Annotated in this window: 24 protein-coding genes; 8 read left to right on the top strand and 16 right to left on the bottom strand. The window is 58.3% G+C overall.

What is annotated here, in order from left to right:
• The first annotated feature begins 179 nt into the window (after positions 1-179).
• Positions 180-920 (top strand): hypothetical protein, encoded by a 741-nt coding sequence (locus VM554_10010; GenBank protein ID HVJ08708.1) that lies wholly within the window; start codon positions 180-182, stop codon positions 918-920.
• Positions 921-963: 43 nt separating this feature from the next.
• Here the strand turns inward: VM554_10010 and VM554_10005 are convergent, their stop codons facing one another.
• Positions 964-1,899: a Kdo hydroxylase family protein gene (locus tag VM554_10005; protein HVJ08707.1), complete on the bottom strand. Its 936-nt coding sequence runs from the start codon at positions 1,897-1,899 to the stop codon at positions 964-966.
• A 2-nt stretch (positions 1,900-1,901) separates the two neighbouring features.
• Positions 1,902-2,240, bottom strand: coding sequence for a hypothetical protein (locus tag VM554_10000; GenBank protein HVJ08706.1), 339 nt, complete (start codon positions 2,238-2,240; stop codon positions 1,902-1,904).
• Between the two features lie 54 nt (positions 2,241-2,294).
• On the opposite strand from VM554_10000, the gene VM554_09995 reads away from it, so the two are divergent.
• Together VM554_09995 and ruvA are read left to right on the top strand one after the other, a co-directional pair.
• Positions 2,295-3,053 carry a hypothetical protein gene (locus VM554_09995; protein ID HVJ08705.1) on the top strand — a complete coding sequence of 253 codons (759 nt, stop codon included), beginning with the start codon at positions 2,295-2,297 and terminating at the stop codon, positions 3,051-3,053.
• Positions 3,054-3,257: 204 nt separating this feature from the next.
• A complete protein-coding gene (gene ruvA / locus VM554_09990; GenBank protein HVJ08704.1) occupies positions 3,258-3,845 on the top strand; it encodes a Holliday junction branch migration protein RuvA in 588 nt (195 codons plus the stop codon).
• A 64-nt stretch (positions 3,846-3,909) separates the two neighbouring features.
• Here the strand turns inward: ruvA and VM554_09985 are convergent, their stop codons facing one another.
• A complete protein-coding gene (locus VM554_09985; GenBank protein ID HVJ08703.1) occupies positions 3,910-4,377 on the bottom strand; it encodes a hypothetical protein in 468 nt (155 codons plus the stop codon).
• 167 nt (positions 4,378-4,544) lie between these two features.
• Here VM554_09985 and VM554_09980 point away from each other — a divergent pair, with 167 nt between their 5' ends.
• Positions 4,545-5,393 (top strand): DUF2461 domain-containing protein, encoded by an 849-nt coding sequence (locus VM554_09980; protein HVJ08702.1) that lies wholly within the window; start codon positions 4,545-4,547, stop codon positions 5,391-5,393.
• Between the two features lie 312 nt (positions 5,394-5,705).
• Complete coding sequence (locus tag VM554_09975) at positions 5,706-6,002, top strand: HU family DNA-binding protein (protein ID HVJ08701.1); 297 nt, start codon at positions 5,706-5,708, stop codon at positions 6,000-6,002.
• A gap of 101 nt (positions 6,003-6,103) precedes the next feature.
• On the opposite strand, the gene VM554_09970 is transcribed toward VM554_09975, so the two are convergent.
• From VM554_09970 to VM554_09920, 11 genes are all read right to left on the bottom strand, one after another.
• The gene (locus VM554_09970; GenBank protein ID HVJ08700.1) at positions 6,104-6,889 is read right to left on the bottom strand and encodes an isoprenylcysteine carboxylmethyltransferase family protein; all 786 of its coding nucleotides are present in this window, start codon (positions 6,887-6,889) and stop codon (positions 6,104-6,106) included.
• Between the two features lie 205 nt (positions 6,890-7,094).
• The gene (locus VM554_09965) at positions 7,095-8,015 is read right to left on the bottom strand and encodes a ParB/RepB/Spo0J family partition protein (GenBank protein ID HVJ08699.1); all 921 of its coding nucleotides are present in this window, start codon (positions 8,013-8,015) and stop codon (positions 7,095-7,097) included.
• Between the two features lie 70 nt (positions 8,016-8,085).
• Positions 8,086-8,913: a ParA family protein gene (locus VM554_09960; GenBank protein HVJ08698.1), complete on the bottom strand. Its 828-nt coding sequence runs from the start codon at positions 8,911-8,913 to the stop codon at positions 8,086-8,088.
• A 330-nt stretch (positions 8,914-9,243) separates the two neighbouring features.
• Positions 9,244-9,852: a 16S rRNA (guanine(527)-N(7))-methyltransferase RsmG gene (rsmG, locus tag VM554_09955; GenBank protein ID HVJ08697.1), complete on the bottom strand. Its 609-nt coding sequence runs from the start codon at positions 9,850-9,852 to the stop codon at positions 9,244-9,246.
• The gene (locus tag VM554_09950; protein ID HVJ08696.1) at positions 9,840-10,607 is read right to left on the bottom strand and encodes a gamma-glutamyl-gamma-aminobutyrate hydrolase family protein; all 768 of its coding nucleotides are present in this window, start codon (positions 10,605-10,607) and stop codon (positions 9,840-9,842) included. The genes rsmG and VM554_09950 overlap by 13 nt, the downstream gene beginning before the upstream one ends.
• Positions 10,604-11,428 (bottom strand): lysophospholipid acyltransferase family protein, encoded by an 825-nt coding sequence (locus VM554_09945; GenBank protein ID HVJ08695.1) that lies wholly within the window; start codon positions 11,426-11,428, stop codon positions 10,604-10,606. The genes VM554_09950 and VM554_09945 overlap by 4 nt, the downstream gene beginning before the upstream one ends.
• Entirely contained in the window at positions 11,425-12,810 is a 1,386-nt protein-coding gene (locus VM554_09940) for a folylpolyglutamate synthase/dihydrofolate synthase family protein (protein ID HVJ08694.1), read from the bottom strand. The genes VM554_09945 and VM554_09940 overlap by 4 nt, the downstream gene beginning before the upstream one ends.
• Before the next feature lie 67 nt (positions 12,811-12,877).
• Positions 12,878-13,072, bottom strand: coding sequence for a hypothetical protein (locus VM554_09935; GenBank protein ID HVJ08693.1), 195 nt, complete (start codon positions 13,070-13,072; stop codon positions 12,878-12,880).
• 18 nt (positions 13,073-13,090) lie between these two features.
• Positions 13,091-14,005 carry an acetyl-CoA carboxylase, carboxyltransferase subunit beta gene (gene accD, locus VM554_09930; protein ID HVJ08692.1) on the bottom strand — a complete coding sequence of 305 codons (915 nt, stop codon included), beginning with the start codon at positions 14,003-14,005 and terminating at the stop codon, positions 13,091-13,093.
• A gap of 29 nt (positions 14,006-14,034) precedes the next feature.
• On the bottom strand, positions 14,035-14,583 hold the full coding sequence (cobO, locus tag VM554_09925) for a cob(I)yrinic acid a,c-diamide adenosyltransferase (protein ID HVJ08691.1): 549 nt from the start codon (positions 14,581-14,583) through the stop codon (positions 14,035-14,037).
• Between the two features lie 31 nt (positions 14,584-14,614).
• Positions 14,615-15,061, bottom strand: a complete 447-nt coding sequence (locus tag VM554_09920) for a 23S rRNA (pseudouridine(1915)-N(3))-methyltransferase RlmH (GenBank protein HVJ08690.1) — start codon at positions 15,059-15,061, stop codon at positions 14,615-14,617.
• Between the two features lie 144 nt (positions 15,062-15,205).
• On the opposite strand from VM554_09920, the gene VM554_09915 reads away from it, so the two are divergent.
• Both VM554_09915 and VM554_09910 read left to right on the top strand, forming a co-directional pair.
• Positions 15,206-18,685 (top strand): TonB-dependent receptor, encoded by a 3,480-nt coding sequence (locus tag VM554_09915; GenBank protein ID HVJ08689.1) that lies wholly within the window; start codon positions 15,206-15,208, stop codon positions 18,683-18,685.
• Between the two features lie 560 nt (positions 18,686-19,245).
• The gene (locus VM554_09910) at positions 19,246-22,755 is read left to right on the top strand and encodes a TonB-dependent receptor (protein HVJ08688.1); all 3,510 of its coding nucleotides are present in this window, start codon (positions 19,246-19,248) and stop codon (positions 22,753-22,755) included.
• Positions 22,756-22,876: 121 nt separating this feature from the next.
• Here VM554_09910 and rsfS read toward each other — a convergent pair whose 3' ends face one another.
• Entirely contained in the window at positions 22,877-23,521 is a 645-nt protein-coding gene (rsfS, locus tag VM554_09905; GenBank protein ID HVJ08687.1) for a ribosome silencing factor, read from the bottom strand.
• Between the two features lie 82 nt (positions 23,522-23,603).
• Positions 23,604-24,296 (bottom strand): nicotinate (nicotinamide) nucleotide adenylyltransferase, encoded by a 693-nt coding sequence (gene nadD / locus VM554_09900; protein ID HVJ08686.1) that lies wholly within the window; start codon positions 24,294-24,296, stop codon positions 23,604-23,606.
• A 105-nt stretch (positions 24,297-24,401) separates the two neighbouring features.
• Between nadD and folK the strand changes: the two genes are divergently transcribed.
• On the top strand, positions 24,402-24,917 hold the full coding sequence (gene folK / locus VM554_09895; GenBank protein HVJ08685.1) for a 2-amino-4-hydroxy-6-hydroxymethyldihydropteridine diphosphokinase: 516 nt from the start codon (positions 24,402-24,404) through the stop codon (positions 24,915-24,917).
• Positions 24,918-24,947 lie beyond the last annotated feature (30 nt).

Genomic DNA, 24,947 nt, shown 5'->3' with positions numbered 1-24,947 from the left:
CTAAAGCAAAGTGAGTACACACTTTTCATTCAGCCGCTTGAGTACTTTGCGCTGAGACAAGGGCCCCTTCTCCGGGCCGCGATCGAAAGGAAATAGTCATTAGAATCCAACGCAGTCGTCAGGCGATCCTACGAGAAGTTGCAGGCGCGGCTTTTCTTTTACTCTTTGCTGCGGTGCCGATGCGTCTGCACGCGCAAAAGGCTGAGCCAATCGAGGTCGCAGAGCTGCCGGATGCTCCTGGTGTTTCCTCTTCGGACTCGGCGCAGCAGATCTCGTCATCGACATCCACCGCACCCGCATCTACGGTTACGGACGGTAAGCAGACCAAGCGGATTCTCTTCATTGTTCCGAACTTCCGATCGGTCTCGGCGGATGAAAAACTTCCTCCACAGTCCTCCAAGGAGAAGTTCAAGCTGATGCTTGAGGACAGCTTCGACTACTCCTCGTTCATCTATGTCGGCATCCTCGCTGGCATCTCCGATGCGCAGAATTCTTACCCCGAGTTTGGTCATGGTGGTGTCGGTTACGGACGCTACTACTGGCACCAGTTCGCCGACAATCTTGACGGAAACATCCTGACGGAAGCCGTGCTGCCTAGCGCCCTCCATGAAGATCCCCGCTATTACACGCTGGGACACGGAGGAATCGTCAAACGCTCGATCTACTCCGTCAGCCGCCTCGCGATCACCCGCTCCGACCTGACTGCAACCAACTCGGCGCACAATACGCTGAACATCTCGGAGATCGTTGGGAATGGGGCGGCGTCAGGCATCTCGGGCCTCTACTATCCCAGCCCGTACCGCACCTGGACCAAGACCGGGCAGAGGTGGCTGGTGCAGATCGGACTCGATGGCGCCTCCAATCTCGTGAAGGAATTCTGGCCCGACATCAACAGCTTCGTCTTTCATAGCAAGTACTGATCTCACAAGACCCAGGTTTCGGTCCGCTACGTACCGGCCGGCTCTAGCGGAGCCGGCTGCCGGTCATTCGCTCCAGGATTGCGACCGGTGAACTGGAGCGGTCGAGTTGCGCCTCAGGCGATACCAGAAACGTCTGCTCCACCGCGAACTGGCCCGACAGTACAGCATGGGGAACCGTGTCGGTGTAGACCATCCAGCTTGAGCCGGGAGGGAATTCGATGTGCGTCTTTGCGCAGGTGGCCTGGTAGACCGAATTCTCTTTCAAAAAATTATGGAAGCGCAGCATGAACTCGTCATAGGGCGAGCGCTGAATCGCGGGTAAAATCCGGCTTAGCCCCAGAGCCCTCCCCAGCGAATCCAGCGTCTGAACCGCAAGGCTCTTCGGGTGGGGAAGCGGAATCTCCCGCGGTGCATAGGTTCCGACGATCTCGCCAAAGGGATCCCCAACAATCCAGTCTCTTGTGCGCGTGGGGTTAATGTTGTTGAAGAAGCGCAGGATGCGCGCACCTTGCGTTGGCCGGGTGGGAAACGCATCGGTGTGCAGCAGGTCATTGCGGCGATGCAGGGGCAGATCGCGGCCCTGTTCCTCTACCGGGCGAAAGCTGGCGTAATCCAGCTCCCATCGAGCCTGGTATGGCGCCAGAAAGCCATGGAGAAAATCGGTTACGGCGAGAGAGTAAGCGCGCAGGATGGAGTGGAGGCGCTCGATCGCCTGCGGCGGCATGCTCTTGGAGTCGATCCCCGTCAGCAGGTCCTTTCCCGGTTTGTAGGCAATGTTTTTGTGCAGTCCGCTTGCCGCCTGGTGCTGGCTGAGCAGGAAGTCAAGGTCTTCCGCCGGTATCTTTACTGGCGTCTTGGGAAAAAGAAGAATATCCCCCGCCTCAAGGTGAAGGCACCAATCCCGGTGGTGCTCCACGAAACGGCTGTCATGAGTAGCATCCTCAAGCAGCGCTTCTGGCGGTATGGACACGATTGCCACGGCTAGTCTCCTGAGAGTTTTCGCCGTACCCAGACAGTCCCGAAGAACAAAAGGCTTACGGCCAGGACCACGATGCCGACGGGAAAGGCGATCCGCTTATAGGCAATTGCAAAGTCCATCGAGTGGTGGCCAAGAGTGTTGTAGAACAGGATGCCAAAGATGGCGAAGAACGTGGTCAGGAAGAAGGCCACAAATCCTGAGGAGAACGCGATCAGAAGGCTGGCAAACAGGCCGAAATCTCCCAGGGGTAAGCCGAATACTCTTCCGGAGCGGGCAGGGCGGGTCAGGTGCGTTCCGGCTGTGCTGGCGTTTGGTCCTGCATGGATTGGCTCGGAGGTCATCCTCAAGTCCTTTGTTCAAGCAGCGAGGCTGATGCTCAGTTAGAATACAGCGTTATGGCTGAAGCCGCTCAGATCGAGTTACTGCCTGCCGCCAAAGTGGTGCAGGAAAACGCAGTTCAGCAGGCCACCAACGGAATCTGCTATGCCACTTATGGCGAAACCACCCCGGCTAGCGCGGATCTGGAGCAGATCCTGCAGGCTGTGCCACTGTCTATGGCTGCGGCTCTATCCCACCATGCCTACTACTTCGTTCCGCTGACGCTGGGCGAGAATGACGAGACGCTGGTGGCGCCCAGCTACACCGTGGATCTGGGCGATCGTGCAATCTGCCATCGCAACGTCAAGTTCGGCAGCGCGGATTGTGTCTTCATCTCGACCCGCCTGATGCAGGATCGCTTTGCGCTGGCCTTTGAGTTCTTTATCAACGCCGGACACCATTTTGTGGAGGCTGCTGGGGTTCCCAAGAGCTTTGCCGATCTGGTGTGGTCCCAGGCGGAGGCAGATGTCCGCGGGGAAACCAGCCAGGATGCCTACGAGAATCGCCGCCGCGCCCTTGATCGCCGCCGCTCGGACGGCTCCGAAGGCGCGGTGGATGAGAAGGCCCGCAACAGCTTCCTCGAAGCCGCCTTCTCCGATGCGATCGCCATCTACCTGCTCTCGCTTACGCTGGATTTCGATTACTCCGACCTGCGCGAGAGGGAGTATCCGCTGCTGGCGGCTCCTGCTCTTGCAGAGAGGCTTCGCCACGTTGCCGGGCTCTTCCCGCCCAATCCTGGCTACGAGTTCCAGATCCTCTATCGTCGTCGAGGCTAACGTCAGGGCTCAGCTAATGTGCAGATCCTTCGCTTCGCTCAGGACAAAGCTGGGGATCGCAGGTGGCGGCAGGGCTTAGCTGCGTCGCGGCTCGGTACTGTGCAGCCGGGCCGCTGGTCGCGGGCTGGCTCCTCAACAGCTCATCGACAGTTCCGCGGCCAGGGAACCGCCGTCCGTCCCGCTACCCGCGATACAATCGCCGCAATGATTGCACATCTGAGCGGTAAGCTCTTCTCCAAGCAGCCGGGCCAGGCCATTGTGGATGTTGGCGGTGTTGGCTACGACGTCGTCATCAGCGTGCCCACCTTCACCGCGCTCCCGGCCGAAGGCAAGGACGTTTCGCTCTTCATCTACACGCAGGTTGCCGAGGGCGTTCTGGCGTTGTACGGCTTTCTCGATTTCAACGAGAAGCGTCTCTTCGAACGCCTCATCAAGGTCAACGGGGTTGGCCCCAAGCTGGCTGTGACCATCCTGAGCGGGCTGAACCCGGAGCGCACGGTCGCTGCCATTCGCGCACAGGATCATGCCACGCTGACCCGCATTCCCGGCGTGGGGAAAAAGCTGGCAGAGAGACTGGTTGTCGAACTGAAAGACAAGCTTGAGGATATGGCGTCCGCACCGGTTCCCGTCGTTGGTGGCCCTGCGGCAGAGGATGTTCTGTCGGCGCTGATCAACCTCGGGTATCAGCGCGCCTCGGCACAAAAGGCAATCGAGAGTGTGGTCACGAAGAACGAAGCTGCGGCCGGGGACTTCGATGAACTCTTTCGTGCTGCGATGCTGGTCATTCGATAGGCGAGGATTGCCGCAAGCCTGGCCAGTGGCGCGAGGGATCAACCGTGACTGTATCGCATCCGCGCTAGTTGCTTACGGTCTCTGGTGTCTTTCCGCAGCCAACGACCTTTGCCGCTGCAGCTTCATCTGCGAGCGCCGCGCCGGTCTTCTTGCGAATGGCGCGTTGAACCCGCAGCAGTTCCGGGAAAGAGTAGTGCTTGCAGAGGTTCAGCTCCCAGGTATCGCCGGTGCGCGCGTTTACGGCGTACATGGCAAGTGTTCGATCCTTCCCCGGCTGGTGTGGATCCACCGCGATGAAGATGAAGCTGAAGTAGCCGGAGACAAAGGAGCCGTTGCCATCCATCGAGTCAACCATCGTGTCGGCGTCATCGACGTTGATCGACTCGTGGCGCGCGACCAGCATGGCCACACTGCGCGCCTGTTCGAGCGTAATCTGCGCGGCTCCCGCACCCGCTCCAGCGGGGAGCGCCAGCGTGAAGACGAAGAGCGCTAGAAGAACTCGACCGGCACTGGTGACAGAGAAACGGAGCATAGGAACATTCTGAGCGAAGCCACGCTCTTGCGATGCTGCACGAAGGTTGCAGAGCGTTCTCCCCACACCATGGGTTTGGATGTGCGCTCCCGGCACGAAACGCTCTGCTCCGAAAAATCGCTTTCTCCAGAAGGTAACTCGTCGAAAGAGTCTTAAAATCAGGCCTGATGACGCCAGAAAAACGAAGTGCCCCAGCCCACGAGAAGAAAGGGGCAAGCCGGGCCAGCAATAGAGTCCGTACGCCGGCGAAGCCCACGGCCCAGCATGGGACGCGGAACTCATCTCCAAAGCCGCCAGCCCATTTTCAGCCAGCCGCGCTGAAGTTTCTGCGTGGCCTGGAGCGGAATAACCGGCGGGAGTGGTTTGAGCCGCGTCGGGAGGAGTTCGAGCGCGAGCTAAAGCGGCCCATGCTTGAGATTATCGGCCAGATCACAACCGCAATGGCAGATTTTTCTCCAGCCCATGTGTGTCCGCCGGAAAAGTGCATGATGCGCATCTACCGCGACACGCGCTTCTCTTCTGACAAGAGCCCCTATAAGCGCCAGGTTGCTGCCTGGTGGTCGCACGCTGGATTGCAGAAGACATCGGGAGGCGGCTTTTACTTTCACGTCTCTGCCAAAGAGGTCGTCATCGCCGCCGGTGTCTACATGCCGGAGCGTGAGCAGCTTCTGGCCATCCGAAGCTACCTGCTAGAGCACCATGAGGAGGCGCGGCGCCTGCTCCAGGACAAGAAGCTGCGGAGCCGGATGGACCTCTTCGAGGGACTTCCCCTGACCCGGCCGCCTAAGGGATTCCCCAGGGAGCATCCGGCGATGGATCTGATCCTTTGCCGGCAATGGGGAGTATCGACGACACTGCCCGCAGAGGTGGCTTTGGAGCCGGGCTTCGTCCGTGAGATCGCGAGCCGCTTTCGCCTGGCTTCTCCACTGGTGAACCTGCTGAATACGCCCCTCTCCGGCGCATTGGAACGCAGGAAGCGAGTGCTGTTCCCGATGGACGGACGCCTCTTCGGATAGGCAAAATGAGCCGAAAAACCAAGGAAAATGGTTAAAAACGGTACAAAAGCCGAAAAAACCTGTGGAAATAGGCTTTTTGCCGTTGACAAAGATTTCTGAAAGCCGCATCGTAAACGGCGGTAGGGTTCTTTGAACCCGCATGAACAAAGGGTTTCGCGCACATCGGGCCTCAGGCCAGAAGAGACGCAAAAAGCCTTCCATGCTGGTCGATAAGCCCGGAACGCCAGCGGTAAAGCTGCTCCAGAGGAACAGGGGAAAGCGCGATAGGCGCGACTCGGGGCGGCGAACATACGCATCACCAGGAGGATTTACATGGCATCAGGTATGACCAAGACAGCACTTGTCCGGCACATGGCCGAGAAGCTCGCACTCACCAACAAACAGTCTGCGGCTTTTCTTGATTTGCTCGCAGAAACCGCAGTGAAGGAAACGAAGAAGAACGGCGTATTCGTCATTCCCGGACTCGGCCGTTTGGTGAAGGCAGAGCGCAAGGCTCGCTTGGGCCGCAATCCGCAGACCGGCGAAACGATCAAGATCAAGGCGAAGACCGTCGTCAAGTTCCGCGTCGCCAAGGCAGCTAAGGACGTCATCGCGCCGCCGAAGAAGTAGTGATATCTGCAATACCCGCGTCCGCTGCATGGCGGACCGGGGGCTGGTAGCAGCATGCAAGGGAGAGGCGAAGGCAAGCGCCTCTCCCTCTCTTTTGCACTCTACCGCGGTTTCCGCATCGCTCGCACAATCAGCGAGAGTCCGAAACAGACAAGCACACAGCGGGTCAGCAACTGTGCGTTATAGCGCCACGCGAGAATCGCAAAGCACGCAGTAAAGCTCAACGCGAAGAACTCGGCAGGGAGCGCCTGCATCCATCGCGGTTGCGCGCCCATGGGAGACACGCCCCCAACCAGCGTGGGGAGAAGCCGGGGGACGCGCGTGCAGTAGGAGAGGTAGCTCTCTCCCAGCTTTTCGCCCAGGTGGAATTCCTCCCTGGCGATCAGACGCAGAAAGAAGATCGACAGCCCCACGAGCACAAAGATTGCTCCTGCAACCGGCATCAACAGAAGGATCGGGATCGACAGGAGCCACGATCCCAGATATAGCGGATTGCGAATATGACGATAAGGGCCTGACGCGACAATCCTGCGGGAGCGCATGTCGCCGTCCGTCATTGTGGTTGCGCCCAGATGCGCCGTGCCCCACACCCGCAGCGCGGTTCCAATGATTCCGCAACAAAGCGCCATCGCAGTTACAAAGATCGTTGCAGAACTGAGACCAAGAGCATGAGTGCTTGCCAGCAGCGACGAAAGAACGAGCCACGTTGTTTGACTGGTTGCCGAGCCAACGGGAACGTTCCAGAAGGCCCCAAAGCCGAGTGTGTACAGGATTGCGATGATCACCACACGATGGCGGAATTCGAACGGCGTTGCTCTGCTCCACCAGGCTTCCCGGTTGGCTCTTAAGTCGGCGCTCTGGCTGCTGCCCACAGGCGTAGTCTTCACTTCAGGCGCTCCTCGCTTCGATGTGTGGAGCAGTGAGTGGACGCGGTCTCCATGATAAGTAACAGTAGTTGTGACAAATAGGGAGCAGGATACCGGCGCATCTGCAAATCGAATCGACTCCTGTACAAGTGGGGAAAGTGTAGCAGAGGAGGGTGGGGGTGGGTGGCCACCTGCTGTCAGCCCGGCCAGCAGGTGGTCCCGGGCTCTACCGTCCGGTAATTGCTTCCATCAGGGCATCGAAGTCTTCCAGCCGCGCATACTCGATCACGACCCGGCCCCGGCCATTTTTATCTTCAATGCGGACCTTCAGCCCCAGCGAACGCTGCAGTTTGTCCTGCGCCTCTTTCACGTTAGGGTCCAGCGGCGGATCGTGCTTCCCCTCGCCATCCTTCTTCTTTTCCGGGTTCAGGAGTCCCTGCACATAGCTCTCTGTTTGCCGGACGGACATGGAGAGTGCCGTCACCTTCTTGGCCGCCTTCAGGATTGCTTCCGGCGACTCAAGCGCCAGCAGCGTGCGCGCATGCCCAAAGCTCAACTCGGCCTTCTCCACCTGCACCTGCACTTCGATGGGCAGCTTGAGCAGGCGCAGGAAGTTCGAGACCGATGCCCGGTCCTTGCCTGTGCGCTGGGCCATCTGCTCCTGCGTCATCTTGAAGTCGCGGCTTAGGCGGTCATAGGCACGAGCCTGCTCGATCGGGTTCAGATCCGCGCGTTGCAGGTTCTCGACAATGGTCATCTCCATCGCCTGCTCGTCGGAGACCTGCCGCAGTATGGCGGGAATCACACTCTTCCCTGCCTTCTGCGACGCCAGCCAGCGCCGTTCGCCGGCAATCAACTGGAATCGGCCGTTGGGCAGGGGGCGCACCACAACCGGCTGGACCACTCCTGTAGCGGCAATCGACGCAGCCAGTTCGGCAAGCTGCTGCTCGTCGAAGTGGCTGCGGGTCTGGAAGGGGTTCTTATCAATCAGCTCGACGGCAATTTCACGCGGCTTGCCGCTCTCCTGCGCGGGTGCTGGCGGGGGAGGCGCTACGGGCGCGGGAGTTGGGGGGGTTGCGCGGGGCAGGAGCGACTCCAGTCCTTTACCCAATGCGCGACGTTTCGAATGGTCAATGGTGGTACTCATTCCGGGTAGTTTCCTTCTCGTAGTTCTATCGTGTGTTTTCGTCCAGCGAAGCGATCCTGCCGAGTGCGTCTTAGGCGTAGGGCCAGAAACGAACCCTTACTTCCTGAGCCTTCCCATTCTCCTGCTTCGGGTTTTTCGGGCTCTTGATGCCATTGCGCGTCAGGATCTCTAGTGCCAGCGTGCGGTAACTCTCCGCTCCCCGGGAGCGGGGATCGTAGATTGCTACCGGCTTTCCGTGACTGGGGGCCTCTGCCAGGCGTACGTTTCGGGGAATCACGGTGTTGAACAGCTTCTCTCCAAAGAAGCCTCGAAGATTCTCCGTCACCTGTTGCGCCAGATTCGTCCTGTCGTCATACATCGTGAGGAGGACGCCCTCAATGCCGAGCGTAGGGTTGAAGGCCGAGCGAACCCGCTCCAGTGTACTAACCAGTTCGCTGATGCCCTCCAGCGCGAAATACTCTGCCTGCATGGGCACCAGCAGGCGATCCGCAGCCACTAAGGCGTTTAGAGTCAATAAGTCGAGGGCCGGAGGGCAATCCATGATGATGAAGTCATACTGATCCCGGATTGGAGCGAGGGCGTTTCGCAGGCGCTCTGACCGGTTCTCCGCCTGTACCAGTTCGACGTTTGCGCCAATCAGGTTCTTGCTGCCCGGGACGATCTTGAGCGTGTCGATCTCGGTGGGGAGGATGATGTCGGTCATTAACGAGTCGCCCACCAGCACGTCATACATTGAGGCCCGCTGCTCGTCGCGGCCAAAGCCAAGTCCTCCGGTTGTATTCGCCTGAGGATCGCAATCCAGCAGAAGACACTTCAATCCTTCAAGTGCAAGGGCAGCGGAGAGGTTGATCGCGGTCGTGGTTTTTCCCACGCCGCCTTTTTGATTTACGATTGCCAACACTTTTGCCATGAGCCAAAAGAGTAATCGGCGGCGGGCGGTTCCGCAATGGAAGCAGGCTGTGCAGAACGCGGCCCGATCTGTGGAGAACTTTTGGCGGGGGCAAAGGCGCGAACGGAACTGCCTGTCCCCACTACCTTTAGGACCCGGCCCGGAATTACTTCCGAAGGACCGGAATTGGGTTGTCGGTGGAAAACTTTCGAGATTTTGCTACTGAGATTGAATCGTTTGGCGGCGATTGTTCCACGTGGAACGAAGTGTAGTTGTTCCACGTGGAACAAGCAGAAGTCCTTTTCTTGTGTTCCACGTGGAACGATCGCGAGCGGGAAGCTACCGCCGCAACCGCGCCATCAACAAAACATTTTGCTCGGAATAGGGCAGCGGAATGGCTTCGCTCCAATCCAGCGCTGGATATTGGTCAGGGAAATGGCTGGATTCGCTAGCCATCAGAGCCAGCAGTCCCTTGGGGGAGAGCCGCTCAATCGCCAGGGGAATCGCCTCCTCCATCTTATCGACGGCACGCATGGCCACCGCCTGGAAGCGTAGGCGGAGAGTCTCTACCCGTCCGCTATAGATCTCGGTGCCCAGGCCGAGCACCCGAACCGCCTCCCGCAGGAAAGCCGACTTCTTTGTCTGGGACTCGGCCAGTGTGACGGAGATCTCCGGACGGCAAAGGGCTATCGGAAGTCCGGGAAAACCCGCACCCGAACCAAAATCCAGCAGGGAAGAGATCCCAGCGGGGAGATGGCGGGCGCAGAAGATGCACTCCACAAAATGGCGGCGAAGAATGCCTTCCTCCGAGCGGATAGCAGTGAGGTTCAGCCTGGAGTTCCACTTCATCAGCAAGCGCTGGTATGCGGCAAATTTCTCGCTCAGAGCCGGGGAGAGGGGCTCCATTCCGGCGGAAGAGAGCAGCTGGTTCAGGATTACTTCTGGCAAGAGGCCACCGGAACAACCGATTCCTGTATGGGTTGCAGCTTCCAATCGGAGGCTGCGTCCACAAAGGACTGGAAGATTGCCCGCGAAAGGGCGTTTGTGCCGAAGGTGCGCTCCGGATGCCATTGCACGCCGAGCACGAACTGGGAGCCGGGCGCCAATTCGAGCGCTTCAATCACCCCGTCTTCCGGAGAAAGAGCCACAACCTGCATCCCGTCTCCGGGAATGTCTACCGATTGATGATGGCTGGAGTTGACCCACGTCTTCTCGCCATTCTGGTGCGCGTCCCCTCCAATACTTGCGATATGCGATCCGGGAGTGAGCGCGATCGGGTGGGCGTTCTCTACCTTGGACTGTTTATGCAGTCCACTCTGGATATGCTGCCGCAAGGTTCCGTTGCGCCAGACGTTCAGCGCCTGCAGCCCATAGCAGATCCCGAGAATCGGCTTGCGGAGATTAAAGGCATCCTGCAACAGTAGTTCGTCGACCGCCTCCCGGTCTGGATCGGAGGGCGATGTCTCCGCCTCGGTGGGCTGGCTGTATTTCTGGGGGTTCACGTCTGCCGGGCTTCCGGGAAGCAGGATGCCGCTGCATCCGCTGATCAGTCTGGCCACGTTTGCCTGACTCTCTCCCAGAGGAATGGGGACGGCGATACCACCACAGGACTGGATTGCGTGCGCGTATTGCGGCCAGCTCCGCTGATTGTATTCAGCGGCCGACGAGGTGGGTTGAGGAAGCGCTATGCGGGGAGATTTCATCGAGTCGGCTCAAGTGGAGTTGGCTGCGTCGCTGCTGCGGGTAGCTCTGCCGGCGCGGCAACGGGTTTCGGCATGCCGCCATGCTTGTAGTACAGGCGGCAAACCTCCTCGCGGAGGCGCTTGTTCAGCGCGTCGAGTTCGCGAGTCGTGTGTCCCTCGGTGGCGATGGGTTCCCCCACAACCAGTTTCACCGGGCGGGGATGGAACTGCGTGGTGTGTATCGGCAGGAGCCCGTAGACATCGACGAGAGCCATCGGCACCAGAGGAACCTGCGCCCGCAGCGCCAGGTAAGCGGCGCCACTGAGAAAAGCCTGAGGATGGCCGGTCATCGTTCGTCCACCTTCTGGAAATACAACCAGGGGCATTCCGCTCTTCAATGCACGAACTCCTGCGCTCAAGCTGGTGATCGAGGAGCGCTGTGTCGTGCTATCCACCGGAATCTGACCAGACCGGTTCAGATGCCAGCCGATAAAGGGAACCTTCCAGAGCTGCTGCTTGGCGAGGATTCGAAACTGGAACGGAAGCGAGCTGAAGAGAACCGGGGTATCCATGTACGACGTGTGGTTGCAGGCATAGACCGCAACCGACGCGCGGCGAAGATTCTCCTCACCGATCACCGTCACCGGGGAAAGGCTGACGCCCATCGTCGTTTTTGCCCAGATGCGGGCAATTCGATGTTGCAGCCGCCCCTCGCGGTCCAGAAAGGAGGAGGCGATGGACAGGCTACCAAAGCCGATCGTCGCCAGGCCAAAAAGTGGAGCCTGCACGGCGTTCGAAAGGATTCGGTAACGGCGTGGGAGCGGCGAGGGGCGACGAATCATGCGCTTGTCCTTGCGGGAGAGGCTTCCGCGTCGAGTGAGGGAATCAGGTCGCGAATCTTGCCGACCAGGTAAATCGAGCCGCTGACCACGATATGGCCATTCGGTGATGTCTGCCGCAAAGCTGCATCCAGCGCCGCGTGGGCATCGGTCGCAGTTTCAAAAGGGACACCGGTGGCTGACGCGGCGAGCTCCATTTCGGCCAGCGTGGCCGCGCGGGGAGAGTCCACTTGCGTCAGGATCACGCGGTCAAAGAGGGGAAAGAGAATCTGCGCCATCTCCGCCACGGCCTTGTCTCGAAGACAGCCAAAGACGAGGGTTCGATCCATGTTGCCGGGTTCGTCCTCTTCCAGCGAGGAAAGCGCCGAGCGCAAGGCCCAGGTTCCGGCAGCATTGTGAGCCACATCGACAAGAATCTCCGCCCGCAGGCTATTACCGGCAAAGCGCTCGAGGCGTCCGGGCCAGCGCGTGGTGCGAATGCCAGCCTCAATTGCCGGTAAATCTATTTTGTAACCGTTACTGTTACGAATCTCTACCATCGTCGCAATCGCGAGCGCCAGGTTGCGCTGCTGGTGCACTCCCGCGAGCGGCGAATCGACTTCCAGCACGCCGTTCAGGGCCTCGCTGATCGGAACCTCGATAGGGTACCGGTTGCGCGCGGTGCTGATCTGCCGCGCCGGAATATACCGGGCCGCGTTTACCGCCCGCACATTCAACGCCGTCGCGTCTTCCCCGATTGCCTGGTTCGCCTCCGGATGCTGCGGCAGCGTCACCAGTACCCCGTTTCGCCGCATGATTCCAGCCTTCTCGTGCGCAATCGCCGTGATGGTCGATCCCAGCCATTCCGTATGATCGAGCGAGATATCGGTGATAACGCTGACAATTGGCTCGACGATATTGGTCGCGTCCAGGCGTCCGCCCATGCCCACTTCCAGCACCGCCAGGTCGACGTGCTCCTCGGCATAGGTCAAAAAGGCGATTGCTGTCATCCGCTCGAAGAAGCTGGGCAGATCCTTGAGCTTGCCCTGGCTGACCAGTGCCGTGGCCGCCTCGTCTACGCGGTAGTAGCGCTCCGCAAATTTTGCGTCCGGGATGGGCTCGCCGTCGATCTGGATGCGCTCATTGACGCGGGATAGATGTGGCGAGGTATACAGCCCGGTGCGGTATCCCGCAGCCTTCAGAATGCTGGCCATCGTGGCGCAGGTCGATCCTTTGCCGTTGGTGCCGGCCACCAAAATGGAAGGGAAGCGAAGCTGAGGCTCGCCGAGCGCACTCATCAGCACGTGCATGTCTTCAAGCCGAAACTTGTGGCGCGTCGCACCGGGAGCCGTGTGAAGCTCGCCACTCAGCGCAAATAGATGATCGACCGCCGCTGCGTATGACATAGCACTATTCTAGCCGTCCACGAATTTCTATGGGGAAAGGCTTCCCGCCCTTCAAATGGCGGATTTCTTATGTCTGAAACAACCCATAGACGCCGCAGGCGAAGATCCCCAGTCCGAATGCGATGTAGATCCAGGGCTTCTGCCGGGGTCTTTCGCGGGCGGCGTCTTCTGCCGGCTCGTCGCTCCACCATGCCCTTCTGCGCAGCCCGTTTACCACGATTGCCAAACCGCCAACGATCGAAGCTGCGTTCAGAAAGGTCATCGATATAAGGGGCTCAGTTTAGATCGTCGTAGAGGTCTCAATTGGCTGCGCAACCTTGTCCGGCTGCAGAAACTCCAATGCGCGGATGAGGTAGTTCCTCATATCCTTGCGCTTTACCACCGCATCCAGCATCCCGTGCTCCATCAGGAACTCTGACCGCTGGAAACCCTCGGGAAGCTTCTGGCGAATCGTCTGCTCAATCACGCGCGGGCCGGCAAAGCCAATCAGAGCACCGGGTTCCGCGATATTCAGGTCGCCCAGCATCGCGAAGCTTGCGGTGACACCACCTGTCGTGGGATCGGCCATCACCGAGATGTATGGAATACGGGCGTCGTCCATTTGCCCCAGTCCGGAGGAGATCTTGGCCAGTTGCATCAGGCTCGCCACTCCCTCCATCATGCGCGCCCCGCCCGACGAGGCAACGATGATCAGCGGATCGCGAGTGGCAAGCGAGCGGTCAATTGCGCGGGCAATCGTCTCGCCCACGACGGCGCCCATGCTGCCTCCAATAAAGGCATACTCCATCACGCTCAGCACCACCTTGTGCGGGCCCATGGTGCCGATGGCGTTCACGATGGCGTCGTTGAGCCCGGTGGCCTTGCGCGCCTTTTCCAGCCGCTCCGCATAGGGCTTCACGTCGACAAACTTCAGAGGATCTGTCGATCGCAGCTCCAGATCGACCAGTTCGTAGCCGGGATCGAGCAGGAGATCGATGCGCTGGCGGGCTCCGATGCGAAAGTGCTGCTCGCATTTGGGGCACACCATCTGGTTTGCCTCCAGGTCCGCCTTCCAGATGATCTGGCGGCATCGATCGCACTTGATCCAGAGGCCCTCGGTTTTGACCCGCTTCTCGCCCGAGGCATCCACGGAGTTGCCGAACGACGCCTCTCCCGAGCCTTCTACTTCTGCTTCCTGCCGCTTAAACCAGGACATTCTCTCCCTTTCGTAGCCTGTGCCAGCGCTCAGTATTCAATGCCGCGCTGAGCAAGAATCCCGCTCTCGTACGCGTGCTTTACCTGGCGCATCTCGGTTACCGTATCCGCAATCTCCACCAGGGAGGGATGCGCGTTCCGCCCCGTCAGGATAACGTGTACCATCTCCGGCCGTTGTTTTAAGGTCTCTACGACCTTGGCCGGATCCAGCATGCCGTAGCCGATGGCATAGTTGATCTCGTCCAGCACCACCATGTCCCACTCGCCGGAAAGAATCGCGCGCCGGGCCTCTTCCCAAGCCTGCTCCACCAGGCGAACATCCTCAGGATCGGTCTCTGCGCCGCCAATCTTCACGAAGCCGCGTCCCATCTGCTTCAGGACGAAGTTGTCGCCAAAGGCCTTCACTGCCTCCAACTCGCCGTAATGCCACGAGCCCTTGAGGAATTGCAGCATCAGGACACGCATTCCGTTTCCCACCGCGCGCAGGGCTGTCCCCATGGCGGCGGTTGTCTTGCCCTTGCCCGGCCCGGTGTTGATCAGGATCAGGCCCTTCCTTGACTCTGCCGGCGCTCCCGCCATCTCTTTAGCCCTTCCGCCGGGGATCGCCCGGCTAGTGCCCGCTGTGGTACGGATGCCCCGCGAGAATTGTAAATGCACGATAGAGTTGTTCGGCCAGTACGACGCGAACGAGTTCATGCGGAAGGGTCATCACCCCCAGAGAAAGCAGCGCATCCGCCTTCGCCCGCGCCTCCTGCGTCCAACCGTCCGCCGGTCCGATAGCAAGCACCAGCGTCTGGATCCCGGAATCCCGCTGCCGGCCAAGCCACTCGGCAAACTGCTCCGAGGAATTTTGCCGCCCTCGGCTGTCGAGCAACGCAAGAAAGGGAGGGGTTCTGGACCGCTGCCGCTCCACCCACTCGAAAAAAGCCTGCTCATTGCGGAACGCCGCCGCTTCAACCTTCGTATACGGAACCAACCGCTCTAGATAGATCCTGGTCAGCGCATCGAAGGCATCGCTCCGCGTGCGGTTGGCAATTGAGACGATATGGATTTTCACAGCTTGGAGTGTAGCGGACAAAGAATCAGGAGCGGAATAAGAAGCAGGAACATTATCAGCAACTCTAACGATTGCTGAGCCATACAGTATCATCATCACTGCATCAGCAAATTATCTGGTTTATTACCCCCAGAAGGATTACACGTGAATTCACGTCGCTGCATTGGAATCTTCGTCGCCACGTTGCTGCTCGCATCTGCGCTCTTCTTGAGTGGGAGGCAACTGAACGCTCAGGGGATCACGACCGGTACCGTGAACGGGACCGTGACAGACCAGCAAAATGCGGTCGTGTCAAACGCGGAGGTCGTTGCGATCGATCAAGCGACCGGCGGAAGATTTCAAACGAAATCGGCCGAACAAGGCGTATTTTCGCTGCGCAATCTACCCAGCGGCACCTATAGCATCACCATTACCGCGGCCTCCTTCAATCCGTTGCACATGGAGAATGTCACGGTTACCGCGGGCGGCCTGGTCTCTCTCGGCAACGAAGTTCTTTCTATAGGGAGCGCCGCTACCACGGTCCAGGTATCCGATGAAGCAGCAGCGATCCTGGAGACGCAGCAGGCTCAGGTGCAATCCTCCTTTGGCACCGTGGAACTGCCAACCCTGCCGCTCAACGGGCTGTTGGACAATGTTATGGAGTTCATCCCGGGCGTTGTGAAAGCCCATGACCTGTCTTTTTCGAACTCCAATGGCGACGACTATTCGGTCAATGGCCAGCGCTCCCGCTCAAACAATTTTGAGATTGATGGACAGTCCAATAACGACAATTCGGTCGGTGGCTCGCAGTTCTTCTTCGGCAACCAGGACGCTATCAAGGAAGTGCAGATCATCTCCAGTAATCTGAACGCGCAATATGGCCGCAACATGGGCGCGATCGTGAATTACGTAACGAAGAACGGAACCAACGCGTTCCACGGAAGCGGCTTCGAGTACTACACCGGTTCGTTTCTGAGCTCGCTCAGCAACGACCAGAAGAGCCCGCTCTTCGGCTATTGCCTGCCGGGCCAAAATGCATCTGCTGTCGGCTGTTCGGTTCCTGTCGTGCCCCGCACCGTGGACAATCGCTACGGCGGTACCTTCGGCGGCCCCATACTCAAGAACAAGTTGTGGTTTTTCGGCGGTACAAACTGGGAGAGGACCCGGAATGGCGCTTCGCCCTCGTCGTCGGGTTCGACCCTGACACCCACGCCTGCCGGCCTTGCGGAGCTACAGGCAAAGTTTCCCAATGCTCCGGCCGTGGCGGCGTTGAGCCTGGCTGGGCCCTATGCTGTAAAGGCCGGGAACCCGATACCGGTATCTGGCACCCAGGTGATCAAGACCGTTGTGGGGCCCGGTGGCGTCAGCGATACGAATGTCGAATTTGCCGCCGTCCAGCGCTTCGTTGTCTCCGAGTACAACGATGAGGAGGAACTGGGCCGCCTCGATTGGCAGCCGAGCGAGAGAGATCATCTCTTCGCGCGGTACATGTATCAGAATCAGATCAATACGAATAACGGTACTGCTGCCAGCATTGCGACCGGCGCCTTCTATGATGTTCCCGCGATCACGCATTCCATCGGAGCCGACTGGACTCACTCCTTCAATGCTTCCTGGTCGAATCAAATCCGCTATAGCTTCCAGCAGAGCAAGGTCCATTTTCAGGGTGGATCTCTGGCACATTGCGTCTCGACAAACCTGACGGCATGTACCGCCTCGGTGGCTATCTCGGGAGGGTATGCCCGCTTCGGCTACAGCGCCTCTTTCCCCCAAGGACGTACGGTCAAGGTGACCCAGGTGCAGGACAATGCCAGTTGGCTGCATGGAAAGCAGACCATCAGCTTCGGTGGCGACTTCACCTATCAGAACTCACCGAACGTCTTTCTCCCCAACTACAACGGCAGTTACAGCTTCGGCTCGTTTAGTAGCTTTCTGCAGGGAGTGGGGAGGCTCAGCATGGGCGATGGCAATCCTGTCATTCCATTCACGGAGCCGGATTACTCGTTATACCTTCAGGACGATTACCGCATCGCGTCCTATCTGACGCTGAATCTCGGAGTGCGCTGGGAATTCTTCAAGCAGGCTGTCAACTTGCTGCACGACGAAACGGTGAAGCGGGAGACCGGCTCCAATCCCTTCTGGGAGACGACGCTCCCGCTGGCGCAGCGCGTCTACCCGCTCACCAACCAGAACTATAAGAATTTCCAGCCGAGAATCGGCTTTGCCTTCAATCCTGGCAGCGTAAAGAATCTTGTGGTTCGCGGAGGGTTTGGCATCAACTTCGATCCCTCCTTCTACAACATGTTTCTGAATTCAGCCACCGCGGCTCCCGTCATTAACTCCGGCACCATCACATGCAATGGCGGATCGGTCCAGTGTCTCCCTGCCAGCGGAACATCGGGTGCGGCCGTGCGCGCCTTAAATTTGCCGCTCTTGCCGAGAGGCGTCAATCCAAACACGCGCAGCCTGACCAACAACACCACTACCTTTAAGAATCCTTATACCGAGAGCTATCTGCTGGGAGTGGAATATGGCATAAGGAATGCGGGTGTCCTCTCCGCCAGCTATGTAGGAAGCCATACGGTGGGGAACTTCCAATCGCTCAACGGCAATCCTTATCTATTGGATATCGCGACCGCTTTCCCGCAGCGCATCGCGGCAAGTTCGCTCTGCCAGTCGGGCGGATTCGATGATGGCCGCCTGCATTGCGGCCAGGGCAACGTGATTACTCGCGCCAATACTGCTTTCAATAACTACAACGCACTCCAGCTCCAGTTGAAGACGCGCTCGTTCCACGGCCTCACCACAACGACGAGTTATACCTACAGTCGCGCAATCAACAATGCCGATGAGGCCTATAGCAACGGCGGGGGGGCTGACGCGATTGCGTATGCCCAGAATCCCCTGGACACAAATACTGCGGAGCGCGGCGTCGCAGCCATTTCGTTCCCCCATGTAGCCTCTGTCGCCGCGGTGTACGAGCTGCCTTTCTATAAGAATCAGGGCGGATGGATCGGCAAACTCCTTGGCGGCTACACCGTCAGCACTGCGTATGACTACAACGGCGGTCAACCCTGGAGCCCATTCCAGTTCTATTCCGCGGCTATCGGGGACCGCAGTGCGCTGAACTCAACGAGCTATTGCGACCCCAAGTTCAATGGTGCACGCATCGGGAATGACGTTTGCCGCCCCGTGTCCGCGAATCCCAAGGCCCCCATTGGCACCGTCGGTATCTACGTGGTCGATCCCGGGAAGAACTTCACCACAGCCGGCACCGGGTACTACGCATACGGCGTGACGGATCAAAACGGCAATCTCAACCAGCCCACCTCACCCGGCAACGTTCGCTGGCTTTGGAACAACCAGGCTTACGCAAACCTGGTGGGGAACCCCTACCCTGGCGTGGGACGAAACACGGTTCGAGGGCAGGCGTATAACAATCTCGATGCTGCCATCGTGAAGACGACGAAGCTGCGGGAGGGGGTCGCGCTGCTTCTTTACCTGAATGGCTTCAACGTCATCAACCACGAATTCCTCGGAACTCCCGATTCCTATATTGAGGATGCAGGCAGCTCTTTCGGGTCGACTGCATACAACACCTCCAATAAGCGCACCTTCCAGCTGGGGGGCAAGGTCACGTTCTAGGCCGGTGCTGCTGACGACGCCTCCTCCCAATGCGACGGAGATACTGGATAGTTTCAAACGCCAAAGGGGCGGCCAACTGGCCGCCTCTTTTTGGCGTATCTAATTCATTTCTTATCCCCGTCCATCGTCCAACCAATTTTTTGGCTTGGCCACCTCTCGCTCAGGTGTGCAAAGCCCCGGTGAAGGCTAATCTCCAAATCCGGGAGATTCTGTGACGGCTGGCACTTTCCATATTCTCTTTTTGGAATGTTATGGATTTTCATATTATTGTCCCCATGTAAACAGCGAGTATTAATTGGGTTAATTCTCAGTTACCCCAATCTTATCAATAGGTTGCATTCCCATGCGTACTCCAGTCCTCTTTGGCGCGTGAATTGCAATTCAATCTGGGCATACTCCAGTGCTGGGGGCAGAGTGGTCTCTTTGCAGGGTGCTTCATTCGCTTCCTTTTTGCTTCTCGACCTGCCAGCCAAGAGGAAAGGTTGAAAATGGGTTTTGCCAAAAAAAAGCAGAGTGGTGTCTCGGGGCTAGTGGGACAAGCCGAGAGGAAAGGGTACAACATGGGGTTTACTGAGAATGTAGCAATGTACTTCCCAGATATTCGTCGTGGAATTCGCTCTTTGACGGGACTCGTTGTATTCGCTTTTGTGGCGCTTGGACTTTCCCTCGCGCAGCAGGAGACAGGACAGATTTCTGGAACAGTGTCGGACTCGTCCGGCGCGGTTATCCCCGGTGCCACCGTAAACATCACCAATTTGAGCACTGATGCGGTCCGCACCACAACCACCTCCAGCACCGGCGTCTATCTGGTCACCGGTCTGCAGCCATCCACCTACCAGGTCACAATCCAAACCTCCAACTTCCAGCCCTATACCGTCCGGGCGCAGGTCACGGTCGGAAGCAGAGTCACGGTCGACGCGAAGCTTTCGGTGAGCGGTACTACTACCCAAGTTGAGGTTGTTGCTGAGGGCGGCGCCCAGGTCAACACGCAGACTCAGGAGCTCTCCCAGGTCGTCGATCAAAAGCAGATTTCTCAACTGCCAAGCCTTACGCGCAACCCCTATGATTTCGTCGCCCTCTCAGGGAATATTTCTGCAGGCGATAGTTCCACGAGCGGTGACTCGCGTGCGAACGGCAATACGCAGAATGCAACCACGCGTGGCGCAGGCTTCAACATCAATGGAGCACGCTCTTCGGGGACGGAAATTCTTCTGGATGGCGTTGAGAACGTTAGCGTATTTGGAGATTCGATCGGAATCTTCGTTCCGATGGATGCGGTTCAAGAGTTCCGCCTTATCACCAGCAACTTCGAGCCCCAGTACGGTCGCGCTTCCGGCGGTATTGTGAACGTTTCTACCCGCAGCGGCAGCAATGCGTTCCATGGAGATGCGTGGGAGTTTAACCGGTTGTCCGCATATACGGCGAACACGGTGACCAACGCGCAGTCGGGTTTGAAGAAAGGTCAGTACACGCGCAACCAGTTTGGTTTTGCGGTGGGTGGCCCGGTCGTGCGGAACAAGCTCTTTTTCTTCGCCAGCACAGAGTGGACTCGCGTCCGCAGCGCGGCGGTTGGCGCCAGCGGAGTTCCGACGCCCCAGTTCCTCGCGTTGGCCGCCCCCAATGTTCAGGACTATTTCCAGAAGTATGCGGGATCAAAGAACTTCACCTTCTCCAGCACCTATAGCTCCTGTGCATCGGGTTGCCCAATCGGCCACATCGACGGCATTCCCGACGGAACGCCCGTTTTTGGCGCCGTACCCTTTACCTCGCCCCAGAATGCTGGCGGCAGTGTTCCGCAGAATACGTACAACGTTGTGGGCCGCGTAGACTACAGCCTCTCCGATAAGACGCAGGTATTCTTCCGTTATGTCGACTACCACGAAGTTGACCTGAGTGGCAGCCAGTTTGCGTCGCCCTATACCCAGTACAACGTTGGGCAGAATCTCAGCAATCAGGCCTACCTGCTCAACCTCTCGCACCTGTTCACGCCGTACTTTACAGCCAACACGAAAGCCAGCTTCAGCCGCTTTAACACGGCTCTTGGCTACGACAATAAGCTCCAGAATGTGCCGACACTATTTCTCTCGTCCAACGCACAGGTGCCTGGTACGTCGTATCCCATCCAGCTTCCCGGCTTCTACGACACGAATCCGGCAAACGGGGGGCTTCCATTCGGCGGTCCGCAGAACACGGTCCAGGTCAACGAGGACCTGAGCTTCATCAAGGGCAAACATGCTGTGCAGGTAGGGGCGCAAATTATCTATATTCAGGACAATAGCGCCTACGGTGCTTATGCGCAGGCAAACGAGCAGCTGGGGAACAATAGAGCCCAGGGCATTAAGAACCTGGCAAGCGGTGATCTCTTCCAGTTCCAGGCCGCGGTCAATCCTGCAGGCGCGTTGCCATGTGTGAGAAATCCATACACGAAGGCTCTCATTACCACGCCTGCCTGCGAGATCACGCTTCCGGCAACATCTCCCTCCTTCGCGCGCAGCGACCGCTTCCATGACTGGGCTGTCTATGCCCAGGATGCCTGGAAGGCTACGCCGCGTCTCACGGTCAACTACGGTGTCCGCTACGAATATTACGGTGTCCAGCACAACAACAAGAAAAATCTGGATTCCAACTTCTACTATGGCAATAACACCCTTACTGCACAGAACATCCGCAACGGGCATGTCTATACGACACCGAACAGCCCGATTAAATCGTTGTGGAATCCGCAGTATGGAACCGTCTCTCCGCGTATCGGCCTTGCCTATGATGTGTTCGGCAACGGGAGAACCTCTCTCCGAGCCGGCTATGGTATCAGCTATGAGCGCAACTTCGGAAACGTCACCTTTAATGTGATTCAGAATCCTCCGAACTATGCTGTCATCGTTCTGAACGACAAACAGAGGGTTACAAGTTCAAACGCAGGCCCTCTGGGTGGTGCCAATGGCAGTGTCCCGTTGCCGCCAACCAGTCTTCGTAACGTTGACCAGAACATCCGCACCGCCCAGACTCAGTTCTACAGCGCTGCGATCGACCACGAGTTGGGAACTGGAATGGTCCTCTCCGTTCAGTATGCCGCGTCGCGTGGAATTCACCTCTACGACATCAAGAACATCAATGGAGTGGGCAGTGGCAATGTTCTGCTGGGCGACCCCGTCTTAGACCCCGCTACCCAGAAGAAGGCCCTTACCCGCCTGGATCCCCAGTTTTCGAACATCAATAACCGTGGAGCAGGTGGAGACTCCTACTACCATGCCGCGAATGTGCAGTTCCAAAGCTCCAACATTCGCCACACAGGACTCGGGGTGACTGCCAACTATACATTTGCCCACCAGATTGACGATCTGAGTACCACCTTCTCCGAGACGAATAATGCTTTCAGCCTCGGATATACAGATCCATTCAATCCCGCTATGGACCGTGGCAACGGCGATCTCGATATCCGTCATCGCTTCGTTCTGGCCCCGATCTATCAGACCCCGGCCTATAAGAATCACGGTTTGGCGACCTACGTCGTTGGAGGATGGCAGGTAACTGGTATCTACCAGGTACACAGTGGTACGCCGTTTACCTACTACGACTCCACCAACAACGCCAGCGGTTACAATGTCGCACGCTATACTCCGGCGGCAGGTGTTGTGCCGCAGCATACGTTCAAGTCCATTCCGCACGGGCAAAACGGCGGTGGAACGAACACCTATGTCCTCGGTGTGCTGCCTCTTGCCAACTCGTGGGGAAATGATGCCCTGCTGGGAATCTCCGATTGGGGACCGTGGCCTGCCACTATGACGTCACGTAATGCTTTCCGCGGACCCGGAGGCTGGAATTTTGATATGTCTCTCAGCAAGACATTTCCCATTCATGAGAGCGTCAATCTTGAGTTCCGTGCGGAGGGATTCAATCTCCTCAATCATCACAACCTCTACCTGCAAGAGGCCCTGAACGATGCAAGCAGCACCGTCGATCCAGTCACTGGACAACCCCAGATCATCGGCTCCAAGGGTGGTATCGGGAACAACAGTGGTGCGAACGACGAGCGCCGCTTTGGTCAATTCGCTTTGAAGTTGAACTTCTAACTTCGGAGCCGCGAAGCCAGCACAACGCAGAAAGGGCGCTCGTGAGAGCGCCCTTTCTGTTGTTTGCTGGGAGAGTTGTGGAGAGATCTGCGATGCGCAGAGCGATCCTCACGCCTCCAGTCTAGGCCTTCTTTTTTGAGGCGACTTTCTTCTTCGCAGGTGATTTTGTTACAGCCACGGTTGCTTTCTTTGTGGCTGTCTTTCGCGCTGCGCTCTTTGCAGGAGCTGCTTTTCCAGCCTTTTTCGCGGGGGTCTTTTCTTTTGTAACCGCTGCAGTTGCTTTCTTTGCTGCCACTTTCTTTACTGCTGTCTTCTTCGCGGCTGCTTTCTTTGCAGCGGCTTGGGCAGCCTTCTTCGCTGGGCGCTTCTCCCGCACAGCTTTTACCTTTTCGTTGAGCGTTGCCTTCAGCTGTTCCAGATCCACGAGCTTTGCCGACTTTCGCAGGCGCTCAATATCGTAGAAGGCGCGTTTCTCCGTTAAGAAGACGTGGACCACAAAATCCACGTAATCCAGCAACACCCACTCGCCCACCCGGCGCCCTTCGACGGAGTTCGCGTAGACGCCGAACTCCCGCTTCAGGCGGAATTCAATCTCATCGGCGATGGCGACGACCTGCCGCGTATTGGTTCCGCTGGTGATGAGAAAGAAGTCGGTCAACCCGGAGTCTATCGGGTCCAGCTCAAGGATGCGCGTATCTACGGCCTTTTTGTCTTCACAGGCTGCGGCGGCAGCTAGCACCATGCGGCGTGTCTCAAGGGATGCCATTCGGTTCGGTTGTTCTCCTGACTACCTCTCATCGTAGCCTGTGAAGCTTGCAGGACGCCAGACATTCCGCCGCGATTTCTTTTCATTCGTGGCGATAAAGCCCATGCGCCCGGATGTAGGCAATCACCGTAGCGGGCAGAATTCCGTTCCCATTCCCTTGCGGATCGACAGTCGCCGCGCGCAGAGCATTGCGAATCTCGGTGGCGGAGATGTCTATCTTCAGATGCGGCAGTACGTATAGATGCGAGCGCCGCTGGGAGGGGCTTTCGAGCAGGATCGACAGGCAGTCCGGCTCCAGGAGCTTTGGCGTGCCGAGGACGCGGACTCCCTCCGGCAGAGCGGCTCCCAGGTTATCCAGCAGAAACCCTGGTCTGCCAGCGACTATGAAGTCGCAGGCAAAGAGCAGATCCTCGGCTCCGTGCCACTCCTTGAGCGTCAGGAAGGAGTCAGCCCCGATGAGGCAGAACAACTCATCTTCGGGGGAGAGCGTCTGCCTTAGTTCGTGCAGGGTGCGCAGCGTGTAGTTCGGCTGCCCGTCGGCGCGCGGTGCGTCCAGAAGCGAGACGCCCAGCCTGGGGTCGTCTCCAATAGCCAGTCGAACCATTGCGAGGCGATCGTCAAATCCGGCTGGCGGCAACTCCTGCTTCAACGGCTGCGTGCCTACCGGCGCAAACAGGACGCGGTCGAGTTGCAGGTGATCGATCGCGGCCCGCGCAATCGCCAGATGGCCGCAGTGGGGCGGATCGAAACTCCCGCCGAAAAAGGCAATACGCATAGGAAGCATCCTATCGTGGAATGCCTCCGTAGTGCGCTGCGGAAGGCGTTCAAGACGAATGTTGCGTTCGCGCTTTCCCGCCACTCGTAGGAAAATGGGTACAGTGTGACGCACTCTGCCTACATTGCGCTCGGTTCAAATGTCGCTTCGCGCTGGGGCACTCCCGTGAAAACTGTGCGCCGCGCGGCAGAGGATCTCAAAAAGCTCGGCGATGTCGAGCGGATCTCATCGCTCTACATTACGGAGCCTGTAGGCAACACGGAGCAACCAGTCTTTGTCAATGCTGTGCTCCTGCTGGAGACCTCGTTGACGGCGGAGGAGCTGTTGACGAGACTGCTGGCTCTTGAGCTCGACTTTGGCCGGGATCGCCTGACGGCCACTCCGAAGGGGCCACGCACCCTGGACCTGGACCTGCTCTTCTATGACGATGTTGTGCTGGCCTCGCCTCAACTGAACCTTCCGCATCCCGAGCTTGCGCGGCGCAGGTTTGTGCTGCAGCCCCTGGCGGAGATAGCGCCGACCCTGGTGCATCCAATCCTCGGGGTAACCATTAAAAAGCTGCTGGAGGATCTGCCGGATGCAGGTCCCAATCGTATCGATGCAGTCCGCAGAGTCGCGTAACGTCAGAGTCGCGTAACGTCGCGTTCCGGA

It is taken from the genome of Acidisarcina sp. (assembly GCA_035539175.1).
GTDB lineage: Bacteria > Acidobacteriota > Terriglobia > Terriglobales > Acidobacteriaceae > JANXZS01.
This window is presented reverse-complemented; position numbering and strand designations above follow the sequence as displayed.